Source organism: Nonomuraea fuscirosea (genome assembly GCF_003001935.1).
GTDB classification, from domain to species: Bacteria; Actinomycetota; Actinomycetes; order Streptosporangiales; family Streptosporangiaceae; genus Nonomuraea; species Nonomuraea fuscirosea.
In genome coordinates this window covers 1-16,774 of record NZ_PVNG01000017.1, presented here as the reverse complement: position 1 = coordinate 16,774, position 16,774 = coordinate 1, and the positions used below count along the sequence as shown (strand labels likewise).

14 protein-coding genes and 5 pseudogenes are annotated in these 16,774 nt (G+C 67.8%); 6 read left to right on the top strand and 13 right to left on the bottom strand.

All coding sequences use genetic code 11. From position 1 onward, the window contains the following. Positions 1 to 3 precede the first annotated feature (3 nt). On the bottom strand, positions 4 to 633 hold the full coding sequence (locus B0I32_RS56745; RefSeq protein ID WP_146178413.1) for a hypothetical protein: 630 nt from the start codon (positions 631 to 633) through the stop codon (positions 4 to 6). A 127-nt stretch (positions 634 to 760) separates the two neighbouring features. Between B0I32_RS56745 and B0I32_RS61760 the strand changes: the two are divergent. Both B0I32_RS61760 and B0I32_RS61755 read left to right on the top strand, forming a co-directional pair. Next, positions 761 to 1,180: pseudogene (locus B0I32_RS61760) on the top strand (sensor domain-containing protein); the annotation flags it as partial. Beyond that, positions 1,072 to 1,530, top strand: coding sequence for a histidine kinase (locus B0I32_RS61755; RefSeq protein ID WP_146178412.1), 459 nt, complete (start codon positions 1,072 to 1,074; stop codon positions 1,528 to 1,530). The pseudogene B0I32_RS61760 and the gene B0I32_RS61755, both read left to right, overlap by 109 nt. Here the strand turns inward: B0I32_RS61755 and B0I32_RS34395 are convergent. The 6 genes from B0I32_RS34395 to B0I32_RS34365 all read right to left on the bottom strand — a co-directional run bounded on the left by B0I32_RS34395 (position 1,509) and on the right by B0I32_RS34365 (position 7,175). Continuing rightward, complete coding sequence (locus tag B0I32_RS34395; RefSeq protein WP_106246941.1) at positions 1,509 to 3,032, bottom strand: hypothetical protein; 1,524 nt, start codon at positions 3,030 to 3,032, stop codon at positions 1,509 to 1,511. The genes B0I32_RS61755 and B0I32_RS34395 overlap by 22 nt on opposite strands. Before the next feature lie 794 nt (positions 3,033 to 3,826). Further along, positions 3,827 to 4,351 (bottom strand): SRPBCC domain-containing protein, encoded by a 525-nt coding sequence (locus B0I32_RS34385; RefSeq protein WP_106246939.1) that lies wholly within the window; start codon positions 4,349 to 4,351, stop codon positions 3,827 to 3,829. A gap of 54 nt (positions 4,352 to 4,405) precedes the next feature. Further along, positions 4,406 to 5,134, bottom strand: coding sequence for an SDR family oxidoreductase (locus tag B0I32_RS34380; protein ID WP_106246937.1), 729 nt, complete (start codon positions 5,132 to 5,134; stop codon positions 4,406 to 4,408). Next, the gene (locus B0I32_RS34375) at positions 5,131 to 5,625 is read right to left on the bottom strand and encodes an SRPBCC domain-containing protein (protein ID WP_106246935.1); all 495 of its coding nucleotides are present in this window, start codon (positions 5,623 to 5,625) and stop codon (positions 5,131 to 5,133) included. The genes B0I32_RS34380 and B0I32_RS34375 overlap by 4 nt, the downstream gene beginning before the upstream one ends. Positions 5,626 to 5,664: 39 nt before the next feature. Beyond that, a complete protein-coding gene (locus B0I32_RS34370; protein WP_219912145.1) occupies positions 5,665 to 6,246 on the bottom strand; it encodes an NADPH-dependent F420 reductase in 582 nt (193 codons plus the stop codon). Beyond that, positions 6,243 to 7,175, bottom strand: a complete 933-nt coding sequence (locus tag B0I32_RS34365; RefSeq protein ID WP_106246931.1) for an NAD-dependent epimerase/dehydratase family protein — start codon at positions 7,173 to 7,175, stop codon at positions 6,243 to 6,245. The genes B0I32_RS34370 and B0I32_RS34365 overlap by 4 nt, the downstream gene beginning before the upstream one ends. A 135-nt stretch (positions 7,176 to 7,310) precedes the next feature. Here B0I32_RS34365 and B0I32_RS34360 point away from each other — a divergent pair, with 135 nt between their 5' ends. Both B0I32_RS34360 and B0I32_RS58040 read left to right on the top strand, forming a co-directional pair. Further along, positions 7,311 to 8,240, top strand: coding sequence for a LysR family transcriptional regulator (locus B0I32_RS34360; protein ID WP_106246929.1), 930 nt, complete (start codon positions 7,311 to 7,313; stop codon positions 8,238 to 8,240). Between the two features lie 203 nt (positions 8,241 to 8,443). Continuing rightward, positions 8,444 to 9,385, top strand: a complete 942-nt coding sequence (locus tag B0I32_RS58040) for a hypothetical protein (RefSeq protein WP_181308084.1) — start codon at positions 8,444 to 8,446, stop codon at positions 9,383 to 9,385. Positions 9,386 to 9,538: 153 nt separating this feature from the next. Here the strand turns inward: B0I32_RS58040 and B0I32_RS34350 are convergent, their stop codons facing one another. Further along, positions 9,539 to 9,895 (bottom strand): hypothetical protein, encoded by a 357-nt coding sequence (locus tag B0I32_RS34350; RefSeq protein WP_146178410.1) that lies wholly within the window; start codon positions 9,893 to 9,895, stop codon positions 9,539 to 9,541. Between the two features lie 552 nt (positions 9,896 to 10,447). Further along, on the bottom strand, positions 10,448 to 10,675 hold the full coding sequence (locus B0I32_RS34345; protein WP_106246925.1) for a hypothetical protein: 228 nt from the start codon (positions 10,673 to 10,675) through the stop codon (positions 10,448 to 10,450). Positions 10,676 to 11,504: 829 nt separating this feature from the next. Here B0I32_RS34345 and B0I32_RS34335 point away from each other — a divergent pair. Both B0I32_RS34335 and B0I32_RS34330 read left to right on the top strand, forming a co-directional pair. Continuing rightward, positions 11,505 to 12,816: pseudogene (locus B0I32_RS34335) on the top strand (ISAzo13 family transposase); the annotation flags it as partial. A 7-nt stretch (positions 12,817 to 12,823) separates the two neighbouring features. After that, positions 12,824 to 13,428, top strand: a pseudogene (locus tag B0I32_RS34330) (IS3 family transposase); the annotation flags it as partial. Between the two features lie 183 nt (positions 13,429 to 13,611). Here B0I32_RS34330 and B0I32_RS34320 read toward each other — a convergent pair. The 4 genes and pseudogenes from B0I32_RS34320 to B0I32_RS34305 all read right to left on the bottom strand — a co-directional run. Continuing rightward, a pseudogene (locus B0I32_RS34320) lies at positions 13,612 to 14,067 on the bottom strand (transposase family protein); the annotation flags it as partial. A 227-nt stretch (positions 14,068 to 14,294) separates the two neighbouring features. Further along, entirely contained in the window at positions 14,295 to 14,906 is a 612-nt protein-coding gene (locus B0I32_RS34315; protein ID WP_219912143.1) for a transposase, read from the bottom strand. Further along, on the bottom strand, positions 14,831 to 15,373 hold the full coding sequence (locus tag B0I32_RS34310; protein WP_106246916.1) for a winged helix-turn-helix domain-containing protein: 543 nt from the start codon (positions 15,371 to 15,373) through the stop codon (positions 14,831 to 14,833). The genes B0I32_RS34315 and B0I32_RS34310 overlap by 76 nt, the downstream gene beginning before the upstream one ends. A gap of 241 nt (positions 15,374 to 15,614) precedes the next feature. Then, positions 15,615 to 16,453 (bottom strand): annotated as a pseudogene (locus tag B0I32_RS34305) (IS5 family transposase). Positions 16,454 to 16,774: the final 321 nt, after the last annotated feature.

Sequence of the window (16,774 nt, the reverse complement as noted above, 5' to 3'; positions counted from 1 at the left end):
CGATCATGGACCATGATCGGGCATGGGCGTCAAGCCTTGGGCCGGGTCGCCGATCTTGGGCAGCGTCAGGACGAGGCTGGAGCGGCCCTCGGCCGTGACGTAGTAGTCGTAGACGGTCGGCAGCGCGGTGCAGCAGAAGGCCGAGATGTAGACCAGCCGGCTGACCAGGTGCGGCACGGCGCCGGCGACGCCGGTGATCGGCCCACCCTGCGTCACCGCGGCGGCGGTCTGGAGCAGGGAGCGGCGGTTCATCGGACGGCCCTCAGGTGAGTGCGGACGGCTGGACGGGTGAGGGTCCAGGCCAGGGCGATCAGGACGACGCCCTGGATCGCCTGCTCCACCCGTACCCACATCGGATAGGGCGTGTCGGGCAGCAGGGTGAGCACCCGCGATGCCGACAGAGCCCGCCACCGACACCCAGAGCAGCCGCCGGCAGGCGCCACGGTGACCCTCGTGTACCCGCGCGGTCCAGCGCAGCGCGAGCAACGACAGGGCCAGCACGCCGATGGCGCGGATCCAGACGACCGGCTTGACGAGGGACGGCGACACGAATTGCAGGACCGCCGTCGCGACGACGAGCGCGGCACTGAGGGCGGAGACTATCCGCATCAGCCGCAGCGGTGCGTTGGTCATGCTCCGACGGTAGGAAAACCGGGCGCCGGGGAACATCCGTCCAGACCCCGAGTTGGATGGGGCTGGCCCCACCGGTGAGGATGAACGGCGTGCGACGGCTGGCGGAGGTGTCGGGACGGTCGATGGCGTGGCTCGCGCTCAAGGCGTCGGCCCGGTCCCTGACGTGCTCGCGCTCAAGGTACCAGTCGCCCTGCTGGTGGCCCTGCCGGTGCTGGTCCTGCTACGGCTGAACGGCGTGGTGCTGTCCCCCGCGCTGCTCGTGCTCGTGTTCGCCGGCCGCCGCCTGGCCGACGTGGCCCGCCGGCTGCAGGGACGGTGGGCCGGTGTGGGAATCGCCCGGCCGTACCTGCCCCGCCCCGAGCTCCAGCCGACCCCACAGCGCTGGTACTGGACCGGCTACGACTACCACCGCTCCCGGCTGTGGGCGGCGGTGTCGTCGTGGTTCAACTGGGTGCTGCGCGACCCGGCGATGTGGCGGGACCTGGTCTGGATGGCGCTCGACGCGGTCCTCGGCACCGTCCTGCTCGCGCCGGCCGTCGTGGGGTGGTCGCGGCCGTTGCGGTGGCACGCCCGGTGGACCCGCGCGCTCCTGTCCCCCACCGACCAGGCGAAGCTCACGGCACGCGTGCGGGAGCTCGCCGAGACCCGTACCGAGGCCCTCGACGCCCAGGCCGTCGAGCTGGAACGCATCATTGGGACCTGCACGACGGCGCGCAGGCCCGGCTCATCGCCGTCGGCCTCAGCCTGGCCCAGCGGCAGCTGCGGGACGATCCCGACGCGGTCGAGAAACTGCTCGCCGAGGCGCGCACGACGGCGACCGACGTCCTGCACCCCCTCCGCGACCTGGTGCACGGCATCCGCCCGCTGGGCCGCGCTCACGCGGCCGGCGGGGCGTAGCCGAGCAGGCCCTCGTTGACGACGCCCTGCCCTTCGCAGTCGGCGGCGGTCGACACGAAGTGGTCGCCGAAGCCGGGGATCTGGCAGCGGTAGAGCGGGACGTACGCGCTCGACGGACGCGCTTGGTGGATCCAGCCCTCCGTCTGCACGATCGTCGTCTGCTTGCCCTCGCAGCCGGGATCGACGGAGATGAAGTAGTCGTCACCGCCCCCCTTGCAGTTGTACAACGCGCGGGTGCCGGAGCTCGGCGCCGACCACAGGGCCCAGCTCCCCTCGCGGGTGTAGCCGGCGGGCGGCGTGCCGGTGGTGACCAGGTGGTGGTGGTCCTTGACGTACCGGACGAACGACTTGCGCACGGGCGTGCGGCCGTCCGCGCAGGTCACCTTGCGGCGCATGACGCGGGCGTTGTCCCAGTTCGGCTTGAGGCTGGGCCACTGCAGGTAGTAGAGGGAGAAGTCCGTGCCCAGGTCGGCGGGGTCGGAGCCGTTGCCGACGGGCGTCACGTACGCGTTGAAGTACCCCGGATCGCGCGCCACCGGGAAGCCGGCCGACCATCCGGCGAGGCCGTCACCCGAGGTGGACAGGACGATCTCGCGCTCGGAGACGCCGGCGGCCATGACGTAGGCGTCCATGGCCTCGCTGCGGACCACCTGCGGGCCCCAGGCCATGGGCCGGCCGGGGTTGATGTCGGCGGACGATCCGCCCCACGCCGGCTCGTCCCATTTTCCGCCGCCGCTGTACTTGTGCCAGGGCACGACCGTGCCCTTCTGCGCGGCCCCGACCACGTCCATGAGGGGAGCGCGGGCCACCGACAGGCTGGCCGGCACCTGCTTGCCGTCGACGAGGCGGTGGTCGGCGAAGTAGAGGTGCAGGTACCGGACGCCGTCGCCGCCCTCGACCACGGTGAGCTGGGGGATGCCCAGGTCGGCGTTCCAGGTGGTCCGGTCGATGGGGATGTCGGGCTGCACCACCTTGCCGAGGTAGGTGGTCACGCCGGTGGCGGGGTTCAGCCGGCCGAGGTGGAGCTCGGCGTAGAACTGGTCGCCGGCGACGCGCCGCTCCAGGTGGAGGGTCTGCAGGACGATCCCGGTGCCGGGGTCCCGGTAGACCGCGCCGCCGCCGGCCCAGATGTAGCCGTCGGGCACGCCCTGGAGCTGGGTGGAGAAGGCGACGCCGTCCCGTACCGGGTTGGCCAGCGTGCCCTTGACGGTCACGTTGCGCTGCGGGCGCGAGGTGACGCCGCCGCCGAAGGCCGCCGCGATGTGGAAGTAGTACGTGCCCCCGCCGAGGGCGGTGACGCCGAACGGGCCGTCGGGCCAGCCGTTGAGGCCGAGCCGGTCGCGGGTGGCGTCCGACACGGCCACCTCCGGCTGGCCGACGACGAACGCGCCGCACCCGGCCGAGGCGGTGGCGGTCTTCTTCGCGCCGGCCGGCGCCGGTGTGCCGTGCAGGGTGATGACGGCGCCGAGGGTCAGGGCGAGCGCTCCATACCAGGCGTGCAACAGATCTCCAGATGTCCGGTCGTGTCGTTGGCGCGGGATCTTACGGACCGATCTCCGGCGTCACCGGACATATCAGCAAATGTGGAAACGTCCTGATCACTCGCTCTCACCCGCGCCGAGCAGTTCGGGCGCGGCCCGGCCGGCCGGTCGGCGGCGCGGGGCGGCCAGGTCGTGGGCGGAGCGGGCCAGCCAGATCATGACCAGGACGCTCGAGACCGCACCGAGAGCCAGGACGGTGCTGTCCGCGTCCGAGAACAGCACTGACCGCCGGCGCGGCGCCGTACAGGGCCGTGAGGAGGAGTGCGGGCAGGGCTGAGCGGTGACGACGTAACGTGCGACGCTTCCGGAGGGTCGAAGGCAAGAGGGAGCGAATGCCTCACCCTACAATCGATCATGAGGGGCGGCACCGGCCTCCTCACGTCGCCGACTTCACGGACTCGCGCGGGTTCCCAGAGATACGACCGCGCGAGTGGTCCAGCGGTACACCCACTCCGGCTCAAGGACCCGGTTCTGCTCGCCGGGACCTACGACCCGGCCGGGCCCGGACGGATGCTGTTCGCGTTCTTCGCCGCCATGGCCGAGACCGATCGGGAGGTGTCGCCGGGCCCGCCACGGCCAGATCTCCCGTTCCCGGCTCTGCACCCAGCCCGACCTGCGCACCGAGATCCGACGGCTCCGGGACACAACGCGGCAACGCTCCGACACGCCTTCCGTCCCCGGCCGGCTCGTCGAAGGGGCCAGGACCTAAGGCTGGACCGAGGCCCTCAACGGCACAGAGCTGCCGAACCTGGCGCTCAACGGTGAAAGGAGCTGCGGTAGAACCCAGGATTCGCGACCTCCGCCTCTGCGGCGCGGGCGAGGCGTTCGACCCAGTCCTGGTGATAGCGGTAGAGCGCACCGGGCTGCTTGCGCCCGAGCTCCTCCAGGAAGAAGGGGCCCTGCTGCGTTTCCTCGGTCAGCACGTGACACCCGTCATGCGTGGGCGTGATCACCCAGCCGTGGTACGCGCTCGAACCGGTGCCGTCGCCGTCGACCACCGTCTCCCACGCGAGCCTGCTGAAGGGCTCGCACTCCGTCACGTTGAGACTCATCGGGAATCCAACCGTCACCCGGCTGTACCTGGTTCCCAGCGCCAGTTCAGGCTCACCGCTCCGGATCTTGACCTGGTCTTCGGGGGGAAAGTAGCTCGACCAGTTCTCGGCGTCGACGAGCAGCTTCCACACCACTTCAGGGGGCGCCTTCACGTCAATGTCGTTGAGCGCGTAGATGGCCGACGTTTTCGGGTCGTACTGCTTGGGCCAATTCACTTTGTCGTACATAAGCCACTTCTCCTTGTTCGTCGTGTATGCCGGAAGTGTCGCGTGTGCCGGAAGTCAGGCCCAGCGCCCGCCGCCGTCGACATGGAGGGTCTCGCCGGTGATGAAGGGGTTGGTCAGCAGCGCGCGGGCTGCGCTGGAGACGTCGGAGGGCCGTCCGACGCGGCGGGCCGGTGTGGTGGCCGCGACGTGCTGGAACAGTCGTTGTTTGTCGGGTACCGCGGTGTCCCAGGCGTCGGTGGTGATCACGCCAGGGGAGATGGCGTTGACGCGGGTGGGCGCCAGCTCGACGGCGAGGGCGGAGACGAGCGTGGTGACGCTGCCGTTGGTGGCCGCCATCGCGACGCCTCCCGGTGCCGGTCGCCAGGCCCCCAGACCGGAGAAGAACAGCAGCGAACCTCCCTCGGCGATCAGCGGGGCGAAGTGCTTGGCCAGCAGGATCGGACCGACGGCCTTGGCGTCGAAGGCCGCGAGCAGCGCGCGACGTTCAAGGGAGGCGACCGGTCCGGAGGCCCGTTCCGTAGCGACGCTGACGAGATGGTCGAGCCCGCCGGCGGTCCCGGCCTGGTCCGCGGCCGCCCGGATCGACTCCTCGTCCGAGAGGTCGAGGGCGATGGCCCGGACGGTGTCACCGATGGCCTTCGCCGCGGCGGCCGTCCTCCCGGCGTCCCGGCCCGCGAGCGTGACTCGCGCACCCTCCTGGAGGAGATCGGCGGCCAGCGCGGCAGCGATGTCCGAGCCGCCACCCACGATCAGAACGTCCTTGTTCTTCAGCGAATATGTCATGCGGGAGAGCCGCCGCGCTCGGTCGCGAGCCTGGCTAGCGCTGCGAGAAGTTGCTCGTGCGTGCGCCAGAAGACGTCGGGAGCCTTCTTGGCCAATTCGATCCAGAACGGCCCCTGCATCGTCTCTTCGGTCCAGAGATGGCACCCCTTCGGCGTGGGTGTGATGATCCAAGCGTGATAAGCCTTCGATGCTTCCGCGGCCTTGGGATGGCCGCCCCAGGCGATGCGCGTCACAGGCTCGAACTCCCGCACGGACGCGAAGACGTCCTGGCCGGCCAGATTGGTCTCGAACCGCGTGCCGAGGCGCAGCGTGTCATGGCCGTCGAGCAGCCGGACATGCTCGACGCCAGGATAGAAGCGGGGCCAGGCCTGAGGATCCACCAGCAGGGACCACACCGTTTCGGGAGACGCCGCGACCTCGAGCTCGTTGGTGAAGTGGATCGGGGAGCGGCTGGGGACCATGGCCTCCGGCCAATTTACTGCTTCGAACACATCAACCTCCAGATGGTGAAGGGAACGGGCGAGCGCTCATCAGAGCTCGCCGGGCACCGCGAATCGATAGAACACACCTCCTGTCGGGGCCACACCCATGAGCAGCCAGACCGCGTTCTCGAAGTCGCGGGCACGGGAGAGGTCCCCGACGCGTACCGGGTCGTAGCCGGCGTCGCGGATGAGGCGCTCGGTGATCTCGCGGGCGGCCTCGTCGGCGACGTACCAATTGCTCGGCCGTACTCGCTGCTCGCGCACTGCGCCGAACAACGATCCGAAGTTCATGTTGAAACTCTTGGCCACCGGCCCGCCCGTGAAGGATTTCACCTCCTCGGCGTACGAAGGAAAGTCTCCGTGGCGCGCGGGCAGGATGTTCGTCGCGTCGATCGCGATCTTCCCCTCAAGCCCCGTGAGCTTGCTCAAGGCGGGCGAGATCTGGTCGCCGGGCACAGCCACTAGGACGACGTCAGCGTCCGACGCATCCCCGCCATCACGGCCGAGTTCTTCGACGTCGTGTCCTGCGGCCCGCCACAGGCCGGCCAGCCCGCCGCCGATCGTTCCTCTTCCGATTGTGACAATCTTCATTTCAGTCTCCTTCTGCTTGAATGGATGTGAAGCCTTCACACACCGCTGAGTGCCACCGAATCCCTGACAGCGTCGAGACCGGCGGCATGCGAAACAATGGGCTCGTATCCGAGCTCGGCTGCGGCCTTGTCCGTCCGCAGGATGCACGGCTGCCCGAGGAACCAGCGAACGGGAACCGGAACCTCGCGATCCGCCGTCTCCGCATCGAGGTCGGGGATCGGCGCATCGACGCCATAGACCGCGAACAAGGTCTCCATGAATTCGCGCAGGGTGACGCGGCGCCGGTCCGTGATGAAGTAGGCCTGGCCTGGCCGGCCCCGCTGCCATCCGAGCATGAGCCCCTCGACGGCGTTGTCGACGAACGTGACGTCGGTCGTGTGCCGGCCTCCGTCGATCCAGGCGAACTGCCCCGCCTTCGCCGCCGCGACCAGGCCTTCGATGAGGATGCTGCCGGGACCCCAGACGAACCTCGGACGGATCGACACCGTGGCGAAATCCGGGGCGTCCGCGTCGAGCACGATCTTCTCGGCAACGGCCTTCACCGCACAGTAGGCGGCTTCCGAGTCCGGCCGCAGCGGCGCGGTCTCGTCGATGTCCACCAGCGGGTCGCCGGCGAGGAGCGCGGCTTCGCTCCCGCAGTGGACGAACCGAGGAACCCGCGCGAAGCGGGACGCATCGACGGCGGCCTGGGTGCCGCGAACCGTCACAAGCTCATGACGCTCACGGTCGGCCGCGACGTCCGTCTCGGCAGCGAGGTGAAACACCACGTCACTGCCTGTCACCTCGTCCCGCCACGTGGCCGGGTCGGTCAACTCGCCCCGGACGGGCTCCGCGCCCAGCGCCGCCACCTTCGCAGCCGACGCCTCACTTCTGACCAGAGCACGGACCGAGTGCCCCTCGTCGAGGAGCCGGCGTACCAGCACCCGGCCGATGAACCCAGAACCCCCCGTGACGAACGCCTGCGCCATGAAACTCTCCTCCTCCTAGTGCGGTTCCCTCGCTCGCCTTGGACGAGAAGGTGTCGTGAGGTGGAGCAATCGATGACCCTGAAGGGATTCCCTCGGAAATATTCATACTTCGAGGACATGCCATAGAATTCTTGGATGGCTTCTCTTCGGGCGCTGGAGTGCCTTGTCGCGGTAGCGGACTCCGGGTCGATCACCCAGGCCGCGCGGCTGCTGCATTCGTCGCAGCCCGCCGTCTCTCATCAGCTCGCGACGCTGGAGCGCGAGACAGGAACGACCCTGCTTCGCCGCGAGCCCCGGGGGGTCCGGCTCACTCCCGCCGGGCGGGCCGCCGTAGCGGATGCCAGACGGGCGATCGAAGCGGCTGCCTCTGCGGTGAGGTCGGCTCGTGCCGCCGGTGAAGCGACCGGAGGGTCGCTGCGGCTGGCTTGTGCGCAGAGCCTGGTGTCCGTGCTCGCCCCGGTCATTCGCGAGTGGCATCGCCGCCACCCGGAGGTGGCGATCACCCTGCGTGAATCCACGTCGCCGGACGAGCTCCACGGCCTCGTCGACTCCGGCGAGGCCGACCTGGCCCTGATGCCCGCTCCCGTGCCCGGCCGCTTCACGTCCACCGCGGTCGCCGAGGAAGAGATCGTGCTGACGGCACCCACCGGCCATCCCCTGGCCGCACGGCCGGCTGTGCCCTTGGAGGATCTCGAAGGTGCGCCACTGGTTCACTTCGCACCGGAGAACGGCCTCAGCGCCTGGCTCGATCGCTCGTTCGCCCGCGCCGGGGTCCGCCCGGAGCCCGTCATGAGGACAGCGGTGACCACCGCGGCACCGCAGCTCGCCGCCGCCGGCCTGGGAATCGCCGTGTGCCCCGTGAGTGCGGTCAGCGATGGTTTTCCTGGCGCAGTGCGATCGTTCTCACCACGATGGGTCAGACAGTTGGTGGCGGTGACGTCCGCAGAACCGGATCCACTCGCCGCCCGATTCATCCGCAACCTGCGCAATCACGGCGTACATGTGCCTCGCGACGTGCTAACCCAACTCGCAGCGGACAGCCCGACGTCCGCGAAGACGCGATAGGTCGTGTGGTCACCGGCGGCGGCGCCATGAGGCCCGGCCCCGCCGTCCAGAGGCGCGTTCGAGGCGTAGTAGCAACACAGCTGATCAATTGCCGGTGACAGCCGGCATAGCGAGGTGGTCACCGCTGAGGCTGCAAAGAGATTTCTTCTGGGACGAATGCGCTCGCGCCTTCTCGGATTATCTGGAAGGGGAAGGGTCCGGTCATGTCCCCTCGTGGGCACAACTTCAGACTGGTCCTCGACAAAACCCCGGTTGACAACACGACTCAAGTCACAGTTCAGTACGACCCCGCGCAGCGACCGCAACTCCGCATCGAACCGCCTCCCGGCGCCGGCGATTGGAAGAGTCCGGACATCAACATGACCGGCCCCGCAGGCAGGAACGTCCTAGCCGCAGGCCGAAATCACACCATTGACATCACCGTGCACAACCGAGGCGATTGGCCGGCGAACAACGTCAAGATCCGCGTGGCGTGGCTGCCCATCCCCACGGCTCCGGGCCCCTGGAACCAACTCCCCGTGCAGCCCGCACCACAAAATATCCCGGCCCACGGCAAGGTCGTCTACCGCGCCTCGTGGGACGTGCCGAAGATGACCCTTGATGGCGTCGACTCGTTCGGTGGTACCGACACATCCATCTGGTGGGCGTCGATCGCGCGCAACCAGGTCAGTTTGTCGATCGCGGTCTTCACCGAGGTCGCCGAGGCGTTCCCGGGCCGGGCTGACCAGCCACTCCAGCCGGGTCATCCCCAGCCCCGCAGCCACCACCAGCATCCGCTCCAGATCGGCGCGGACCTCAGCGGTAAGCAGGCGCCCCACCGGCGGCGCGCTGGTGCGCCGGCCCGATCTGTGGGCGGCCATGGCGATCCAGGTGCCGACGGTGAACGGCACGCGGAACGAGTTCGGCGAGAGCGGACCGATCAACGTGCCGGAGTTCGGCAGCGTCACCACGGAGGCGCGCCTGCATGCCCTGCTGATCATCGACGCCTACTTGCGGTTCAGGGAGGCGTGCCGTACCCGGCGGTGCTGCTGACCACCGGCCTGCACGACGCGCGGGCGCCGCCGTGGCAGCCGGCAAAGCCGGCCGCCCGCCTTCAGGCGGCCACGGCCTCCGGCCGACGCCGCTCGATCCCGGCCTGCCGTTGACGCCCCCGAAGTGACCGCATGGTGCCGCTGTGCCGTCGCTGTACCTCGCGCCCGCCCACGACCCCGTCGCGGCTGGCATCGACGGGTCCGGTGCGCGGGGCAGCCCGAGCAGACGGTCCTTGCGAGAGCGAGGTCAAGAATGGCGGCCCAGGGTCACGGGCGCCCGGGCCACTTGAGGGAGCAGACATTGACGGTGCGGGTCGAGAACTTCGGAATCTGGATGAGCCTGGATCTCGGTGCGATGCGTCCGTTCGCGAGGCGCTTCACCCGGTAAGCGCCGGGCCGGCCCCGGAAGTAGTGCGTGCCGTTGTCGTCGCGCGCGCTGGCCGCGACGCCCGGACCCACGACCTTGACCGACACGCTCCCCACGTGGGCACACCTGAAGACCAGCTTGAGGAGTCCGTACGGCGGTGTCGCCGCGGCCGAGGGAGGTGCGAAGCCGACGGTGGCCACGGCGAGGCTCATCGCGAGCGCGCCTGCAAGGGCAGAACGCCGGACAATGCCGAGCATGGTGATCCTTTCCTGGAGAACTCGGCCACTCTAGCCTCGTCTCCCATATGCGCAGCGTGGTTCGGAAAATGGTGCAGCGCTTGCGGGGGTTTCTCGCAGCGTGCGGCGGATAAAGCGCTCTAGATCTGGCCGAAATGCCCCGGCACTCGGGCCTGGCTTCCTTTCGTGGCCACGCCGGTTCCGTGGTGGACGTGGCTCGGCCTCAGGGTTCGCGGGTGCAGAGGTAGGCGTCCAGGCCGGGACAGATGTCGCGCACCGTGAAGCCCCGAACGACGACCTTCTTCGGCTTGACGAAGTCGACGGTCCCCCGGACGGACCCGCCACCATTGTTGCCATGGGGAGGCCAACGTAGGCGGAGGCCTCCTCGACTCACGCCTGCGCCGGGCTTGCCACCAGCAGCCCGCCCCATACTGCGATTCCCAGCGCGGCTCCCAGCATGCGTGTCTTCAACAGTCCTCCAGTAAAGATGTTTCGGTTGGCCGTGGAACGTGCACTTCAGCGCTTCCGCGTGGCCGGCGGTGGGAGATGTGCGAGGTATCGCCTCGTGGCGGATTACGACAAAAAGCGGCAATGCATGGTGCGGGGGCCCTGCGTGAGCGTCAGGTCTGGAAGGTGAACGTCCCGCGCAAGGCGATTCCAGTAGCTCTCGTGGACGGCCCGGTAGGTGACCTTGCCGAAGGCGGGGAGCACCGCGCAGGTGGCGCCGGGGTGCCGGATGTTGTTGTCTCTTATGACGATGAGCTTGCCGATCAGACACGGGCGAGTCAGGGTCACCTCCACCCCGCTGTCCCTGTGGTGTCATCGGCCCGGACGCACAACTCGTTGGCAGGGTCGGCGTAGCGGACGATCCCGTCTCCGACATCCCGTTGAAAACTCGCCGCCAAGGCCGGCTGCGCGAGAAGGACGCTCGCCACCGCGACACCGACGCCGACGGTGACCGTTTTGAGCGGGTTCATCGTTCTTCCTTCTCTCGCACGAAGATCAGCCCGCCGAAGCGCCTGGGGCCAAAGGATGGAATACGGCCTCCAGGAGGCTTCTGACATGAGCGATCCCGGCGTCCCGGGGTTCACCGGAGTGATCGTTGCACGCGTCGGCAGCAGCGTGGAATACGTCGGGAATACGCCCGGTCCATCCGGCATCGAGAGATGACTTCGGGCGGAGCCCCTTTGCCGGGGCGCCTGTCTTTGCGGTGATGCTGAAGGAGTCGGGGGTAACGGCGATCAGCGGCCAGATGCGCCGGCAACCCAGCTGATCGTCAGATTGCACGATCTTCGGCCGCTGTCGCCGTCGAGTCTCCAGTGATATACAGCGTCAGGCGGTCGGATCCAGGAGGGCTGCTCAAAGGTGGACCGAGACGTCTCATGCGTCGTATGCGCGTCCGGCGCCAACCCGCCGTGGCGATGCCATCGCCACGGATCGGCCCGGAGCGGCGCCGGGCCATCTTGTTCTGGTTCCTCGATGACCACTCCAGCGCGGTGATGGCCGCCCGGTTCGGCTTCGCCGAGGACGTGGTCCGCCTGGCCACGGCGCTGCGCCCCGCGCGGGCCTGCCGTGGTGTCCCGAAGGCGGTCTATCTGGACAACGGCAGGGCGTTCATGGACTCCTGGCTCCTGCGAGCGCTCCGGTGGTGGGCGATCTGCTGCGCGCGACGGGGTTCAGTCTCCAGGGATGGCCAAGCGGCGCGCCGGCAGCCAGGTCCCCGACCGCGACGCCCAGTTCCAGCACATCAACACCACGGTCGAACAGTTCCTCGCCGACGGTTCGCCGGTGGTGAGCGTGGACGCCAAGAAGAAGGAACCGATCGGTGACTTCGCCCGAGCCGGCCGCACCTACCGGCCCCAGGGGAAGCCGATCACGGCCCCCGATCACGACTTCACCTTCGCTGATACCCCGGTCGCGATCCCGTATGGCGTCTATGACCTGGGCCAAGACGTCGGATGGGTGAACGTGGGCACCGACCGCAACACCGCGGCGTTCGCGGGGGAGTCCATCCGCCGCTGGTGGAACCAGCAAGGCCAAGGCCACTACCCCGACGCGACCCGACTACTGATCACCGCCGATTCCGGAGGAGCGAACTCCGCCGACTCCCACCTGTTCAAGAACGACTTGGCCGCCTTCGCCGACGAAAGCGGGCTGGCCGTCACCGTGCTGCACTTTCCGCCGGGGACATCAAAGTGGAACAAGGTCGAGCATCGCTTGTTCTCCCGCATCACCCACAGCCTGTGCGGACGGCCCCTGACAAGCTACGAGGTGCTGCTGCAGAGCATCTCGGCCACCCGCACCAGCACCGGGCTGACCGTCAGCGCCGTCCTGGACGACAACAACTACCCCACCGGGCGCACGCTCACCAAAGAGCAGCGCCAGGTGCTCCTGCATCGCGTCCAGCGCGACGACTTCCACGGCGAATGGAACTACACCATCGCCTCCTATGACCCCAGCACAGCACCACTGGCCGAACCCGAACAAGCGAAGGCGCCCCCGATCCCGACCGAGGCCACCTACCTGCTCACCCACCCTGCCCTGACCGGCATAATCCGCGACCAGTTCGACCGGCTCGTGACAGAACTCGAGCCCTGGCGGAGGACCCTGGCCGAAGCCGAACGCGAGAAGCGCAAGGGTATCAACCGGCGCGGATACAACCCGGCTTCGGATTTCTCGACCATCGACATCGCGTCCTGGCCGCTGCCCTGAACCACCGCAACACCGTCACGCTCACCCTGGCAGCCCGGCTACTCGGCCGAGACCGCAACACCCTCAGCTCCCATGCCCACCGGACCAGGCCTCTGCTGGGCTTCGCGGCCCCCGACCTCGCCGCAATCCTCGCCCAGCCCCGCCGCCGGACCCACCCACCCCGCTCGATCGAGGCACTCCAGAACGAGATCACCGCCTACGAAACCAACATCAAACCGGGCAGTAGTTAGTTGACGGATCCTGAACCGCTTCCAGTTCGTTGACGACCACCGGGACACCTTCGGAGCGAAGCGGTTGTGCCAGGTGATCGGTCTCAATCGGGCCAGTTACTACAAGTGGCGCGCGGCCGCCGGCCGCCGAGCTGCGCGCCAGGCCGCCGATATGGCCCTGGCGGCGCAGATCCGCGCGGTACACGCCGAGTTCGGCGGCACTTACGGCTCTCCGCGCGTCACCGCTGAACTCCGCGGCCAGGGCATGGTGATCAACACCAAACGCGTTGCGCGGGTGATGCGGGCCTTCGCCATCGCCGGCACCCGCCTGCGCTGGCGCGTGCGCACCACCATCCCCGAGCGGCCGCCACCCCGGTGCTGGACCTGTTCTCCCGCGACTTCACCGCTGCCGAGCCGGGCCGCAAGTACATGGGCGACATCACTTACCTGCCGCTCAGCGACGGGACCTTCCTCTACCTGGCCACCGTGCTGGACTGTTTCAGCCACCGGGTGGTGGGCTGGTCGATCGCCGATCACATGCGCACCGACCTGGTCGCCGACGCACTGATGATGGCCGCGGCAGCCCGGGGCGGCCTGGCCGGCTCACTGTTTCACAGCGATCATGGGGCGCAGGGCGGATTCAACTGGTCGTCGCAACACCTTGATCCCCGAGGAGGGGTGTTGTGGCGCAGGGAAGAGCACGCGCGGCGCTCCAGGCTGGTCGTCTGCCGCCTCAATCACCGGGACGGCCGCCGGTCAATCGGCGGGAGGAGCGGCAGCGTTTCTGGCGGTTGATCGCCGAGGAGCTGCAGAGCGAGGCGACCGCCGTCGCGTGCGGCGTGTCGATGCCGCTGGGACCGCGGTGGTTCCGTGAGGGTGGCGGCATGCCGCCGGTCCAGCCCGGCCGGCCTGCTCCTGCACCACCGCGCCTAGCTGGCCGGTCAGCCTGTTCGTCCGACGCTGGTAGCGCTCAAGCAGCCCGGGAACCTGCTCACGGAACGTCTGCCGAGGACATCCCCGCGCTGGGCAGACCAGCCGCCGAACCTGTAGCGACACCATCACCGGCCGCCCGTCGACCAGCACATCCCTGACCGTCCGACCGTCGTAGCTGTGCACTCGACCGGTCGGCATCCCACACGCCGGGCACGGCATCGGTTCATCGCGCGTACGGGCCATCACCCGGATGTAGTTGCCCTCGTCCTCTACACCCTCGATGACCAGGGCAGACAGTCCCGCGAACACAACATCCGAAAGATCGTCGATCTTCAGCACGGCACAGCCTGGCAGGGATCAGCCAGCGCCACCACCGATTACGGACCAGAGCCAGTCAGGAGCCACTCATGACCTCGCCGCTGGCCGCGTCTTACCGCATCGCCGAAATGCTCACCGACCCGCGCTCATCGGCAGTCCCCACCGCGGCGGCCGCCCCTGGCCACAGTCACTCGCGGGCGGCGCAGCGGGCAATCGCCCTGCTACACAGGTTGAATTCGTAGAGCCGGTCATGTGGTCACGGTGGTCTCCTCGATGATGAGTCCGGTCTGTGCCAGGCAGCCATTGATCAGCTGGGCCGGTACTGGATCTTCTTGAGCTTGCGTTTGACGATCCGGACGAGTGCGGTCAGGTCGGTGAGCACGAAGTTGGCCATGGTGCGCCGCATCAGCGACCATGCCTTCCGCCGGGTTCAGCTCGGGGGCGTAGGCCGGGAGCCGGTAGATGCGTAACCAGTCGGCGTTGGCCTCGGTGAAGCGGGCCAGTTCGGCGGCCAGGTGCACGCTCAAGTTGTCCCAGCACCACACGAGCGGCGTGCCGAGCTGCTGGTGGACGGCGACGATCAGGTCGCGGTAGTCGCTCCAGGTGAAGCTCTTGGGCTCGTCCTTACGCCCGTGGTAGATGAGCAGCTTGTACATCAGGTGCGGGCGGTGCCCGGGCCGGTAGCAGACCACGCCGGCGATGTTGACCCGGCCGCTGCCCTTGCCGCGCACTGTTACCACCGGGCGGGCGCCGCGCGGTGCCCACGTTCGTCCTTTCGGCGGCCTCAGCCCTTGACCCGCTTCATCCTCGAAGCAGATGTAGGCGCCCAGGTCCGCCGCGGTGGCTTTACGGCCGGCCACACCTCCTGCTCCCAGGTGGCGATGGCCTGCTCTTCGCGTTCCATCGCGTGCCGCGCCGGGACCTGCACCGACCAGCCGTGCCGTCGCAGCAGCTTGCCGACGCCCTCGATGGTGTAGCCGATATGGACCAGCTTGCCGATCAGCGTCTTGACCCGGCCCAGGGCCCAGCGCTGGTCATCGCCGAACCCGTGCGCCAGCGGGCCCCGCTTCAGCTCGGTCTCCAGCCGTGCCCACTGCGCCGGCGTCAGCTTCTCGCGTGAGACCGGCCCCTTGGAGCGCAGCGCCTCGATGCCGCCCTCCCGCCAGGACATGCGCCATCTGGCCACCGTCCGCTCGTGAACCCGCAGCTCACGAGCGATCTGCCTGGTGCCATGCCCGTCCTCGAACCATCCGGCCGCCTGTAACCGCAGCCGCTCCCGTCGTTCCTGCTCTGCGGGCGTGTACCCGCCTCGTTGCCCGTACCGCATACATCGGTCGTACACCAGCAACGGCGAACCGTCACGACTCTATGACTCTACGAATTCAACCTGTGTACACATCGAACGGGTGACTATCAGCGCTTGAATCCGGCTCCGGGTCAGCTCTTGTTCCGGCACCGGGATAGCTCGATGATCGCGAGTGTTTGAGCGCTTGGAATGGCCCCGGGGCTGGTCAGGTTTCCGGTTGCTCTGAGAGCGCGTTTGGTTTTAGTAGATTGCGGCTTATGTTCTAGTAAGCACCTCGCCAGGTTGGGGTGATTTCGTCCGTTATGCGCCTGGTCAGGTTATTGATTGACGCGGCATGGATCATGGCTTGGGAGCTGGCGGGTAGGGTTTCATAATCGCGGGTTAAACGGCGATACAGCATAAGCCAGCCCAGGCTGCGTTCGACGACCCATCGGCGTTTGACGACATGGAAGCCACGGGTTTCGGCTTTTTGGAGACGACTTCGACGTCGATGCCTGATGTGGCGCCGTGTTCGATTACGGCGTTCTTGAAGCCGGTGTCGACCCAGGTTTTGGATATTGTCGGGTAGGCGCTTTTGGTTTGATCGAGTAGCGCTTTGCCGATGATGTTGTCGGACAGGCCTGCGGCGGCGACGGTCACGGCGAGGATGAGGCCGAGTGTGTCGGTGACGATGCCGCGCTTGCGGCCGACGATCTTCTTTGCGGCGTCGGTTCCTTGGCTGGTGAGGGGCACGTTGGTGGAGGTCTTCACGCTCTGGGTGTCCATGACGCAGGCGGTCGGTTCGGCCGTGCGGCCTTCCTTGACGCGGGCCAGGCCGGTCAGCTCGTAGTTGAGCTGTGCGAACATTCCCTCATCGCGCCAGGCTGCGTAGCAGGCGTAGACGGTGTTGTACGACGGGAAGTCATGTGGCAGATATTTCCAGGCGATTCCCGTGCGGTTGACATACAGGATCGCGTTGAAGACGCCCCGTAGTTCGACTGAGGCTGGTTGACCGGTGGGCCGGCGGTCGAGTCTGGCCTGCCGCCAGGCGGTCAAGGTGGGTTCGATTAAGGCCCAGCGGGCGTCGGATATGTCACTGGGATACGGCTTCCGCTCGCTCATGGCGGAGCTTCTACCCGAAACAGGTGATCGGTAGTGTCCCCCGATCGGCCCGGAGCGTCTATCTCATTTCTAGACCAAACGGAATTCGGGTGTCATTTGGCAGATAAACGGGTGCTGCCATCATCGATGATGGATGCGCAATTCTGTGTCTATAGGACAAAAAGCCTAAAAGCCTGCGACCGCAAGCTAGGGCATAGGCAAACCAATCATGCCTAAATCCCCACTAAGTGGGCGTTTAGGCATGGTTGATGAGTGTATGCCCGCTCTGCACTCACGGTCCTTTGGACTGTTTGCCCGGTGGGTGTAGATCTGTCTAGTCAG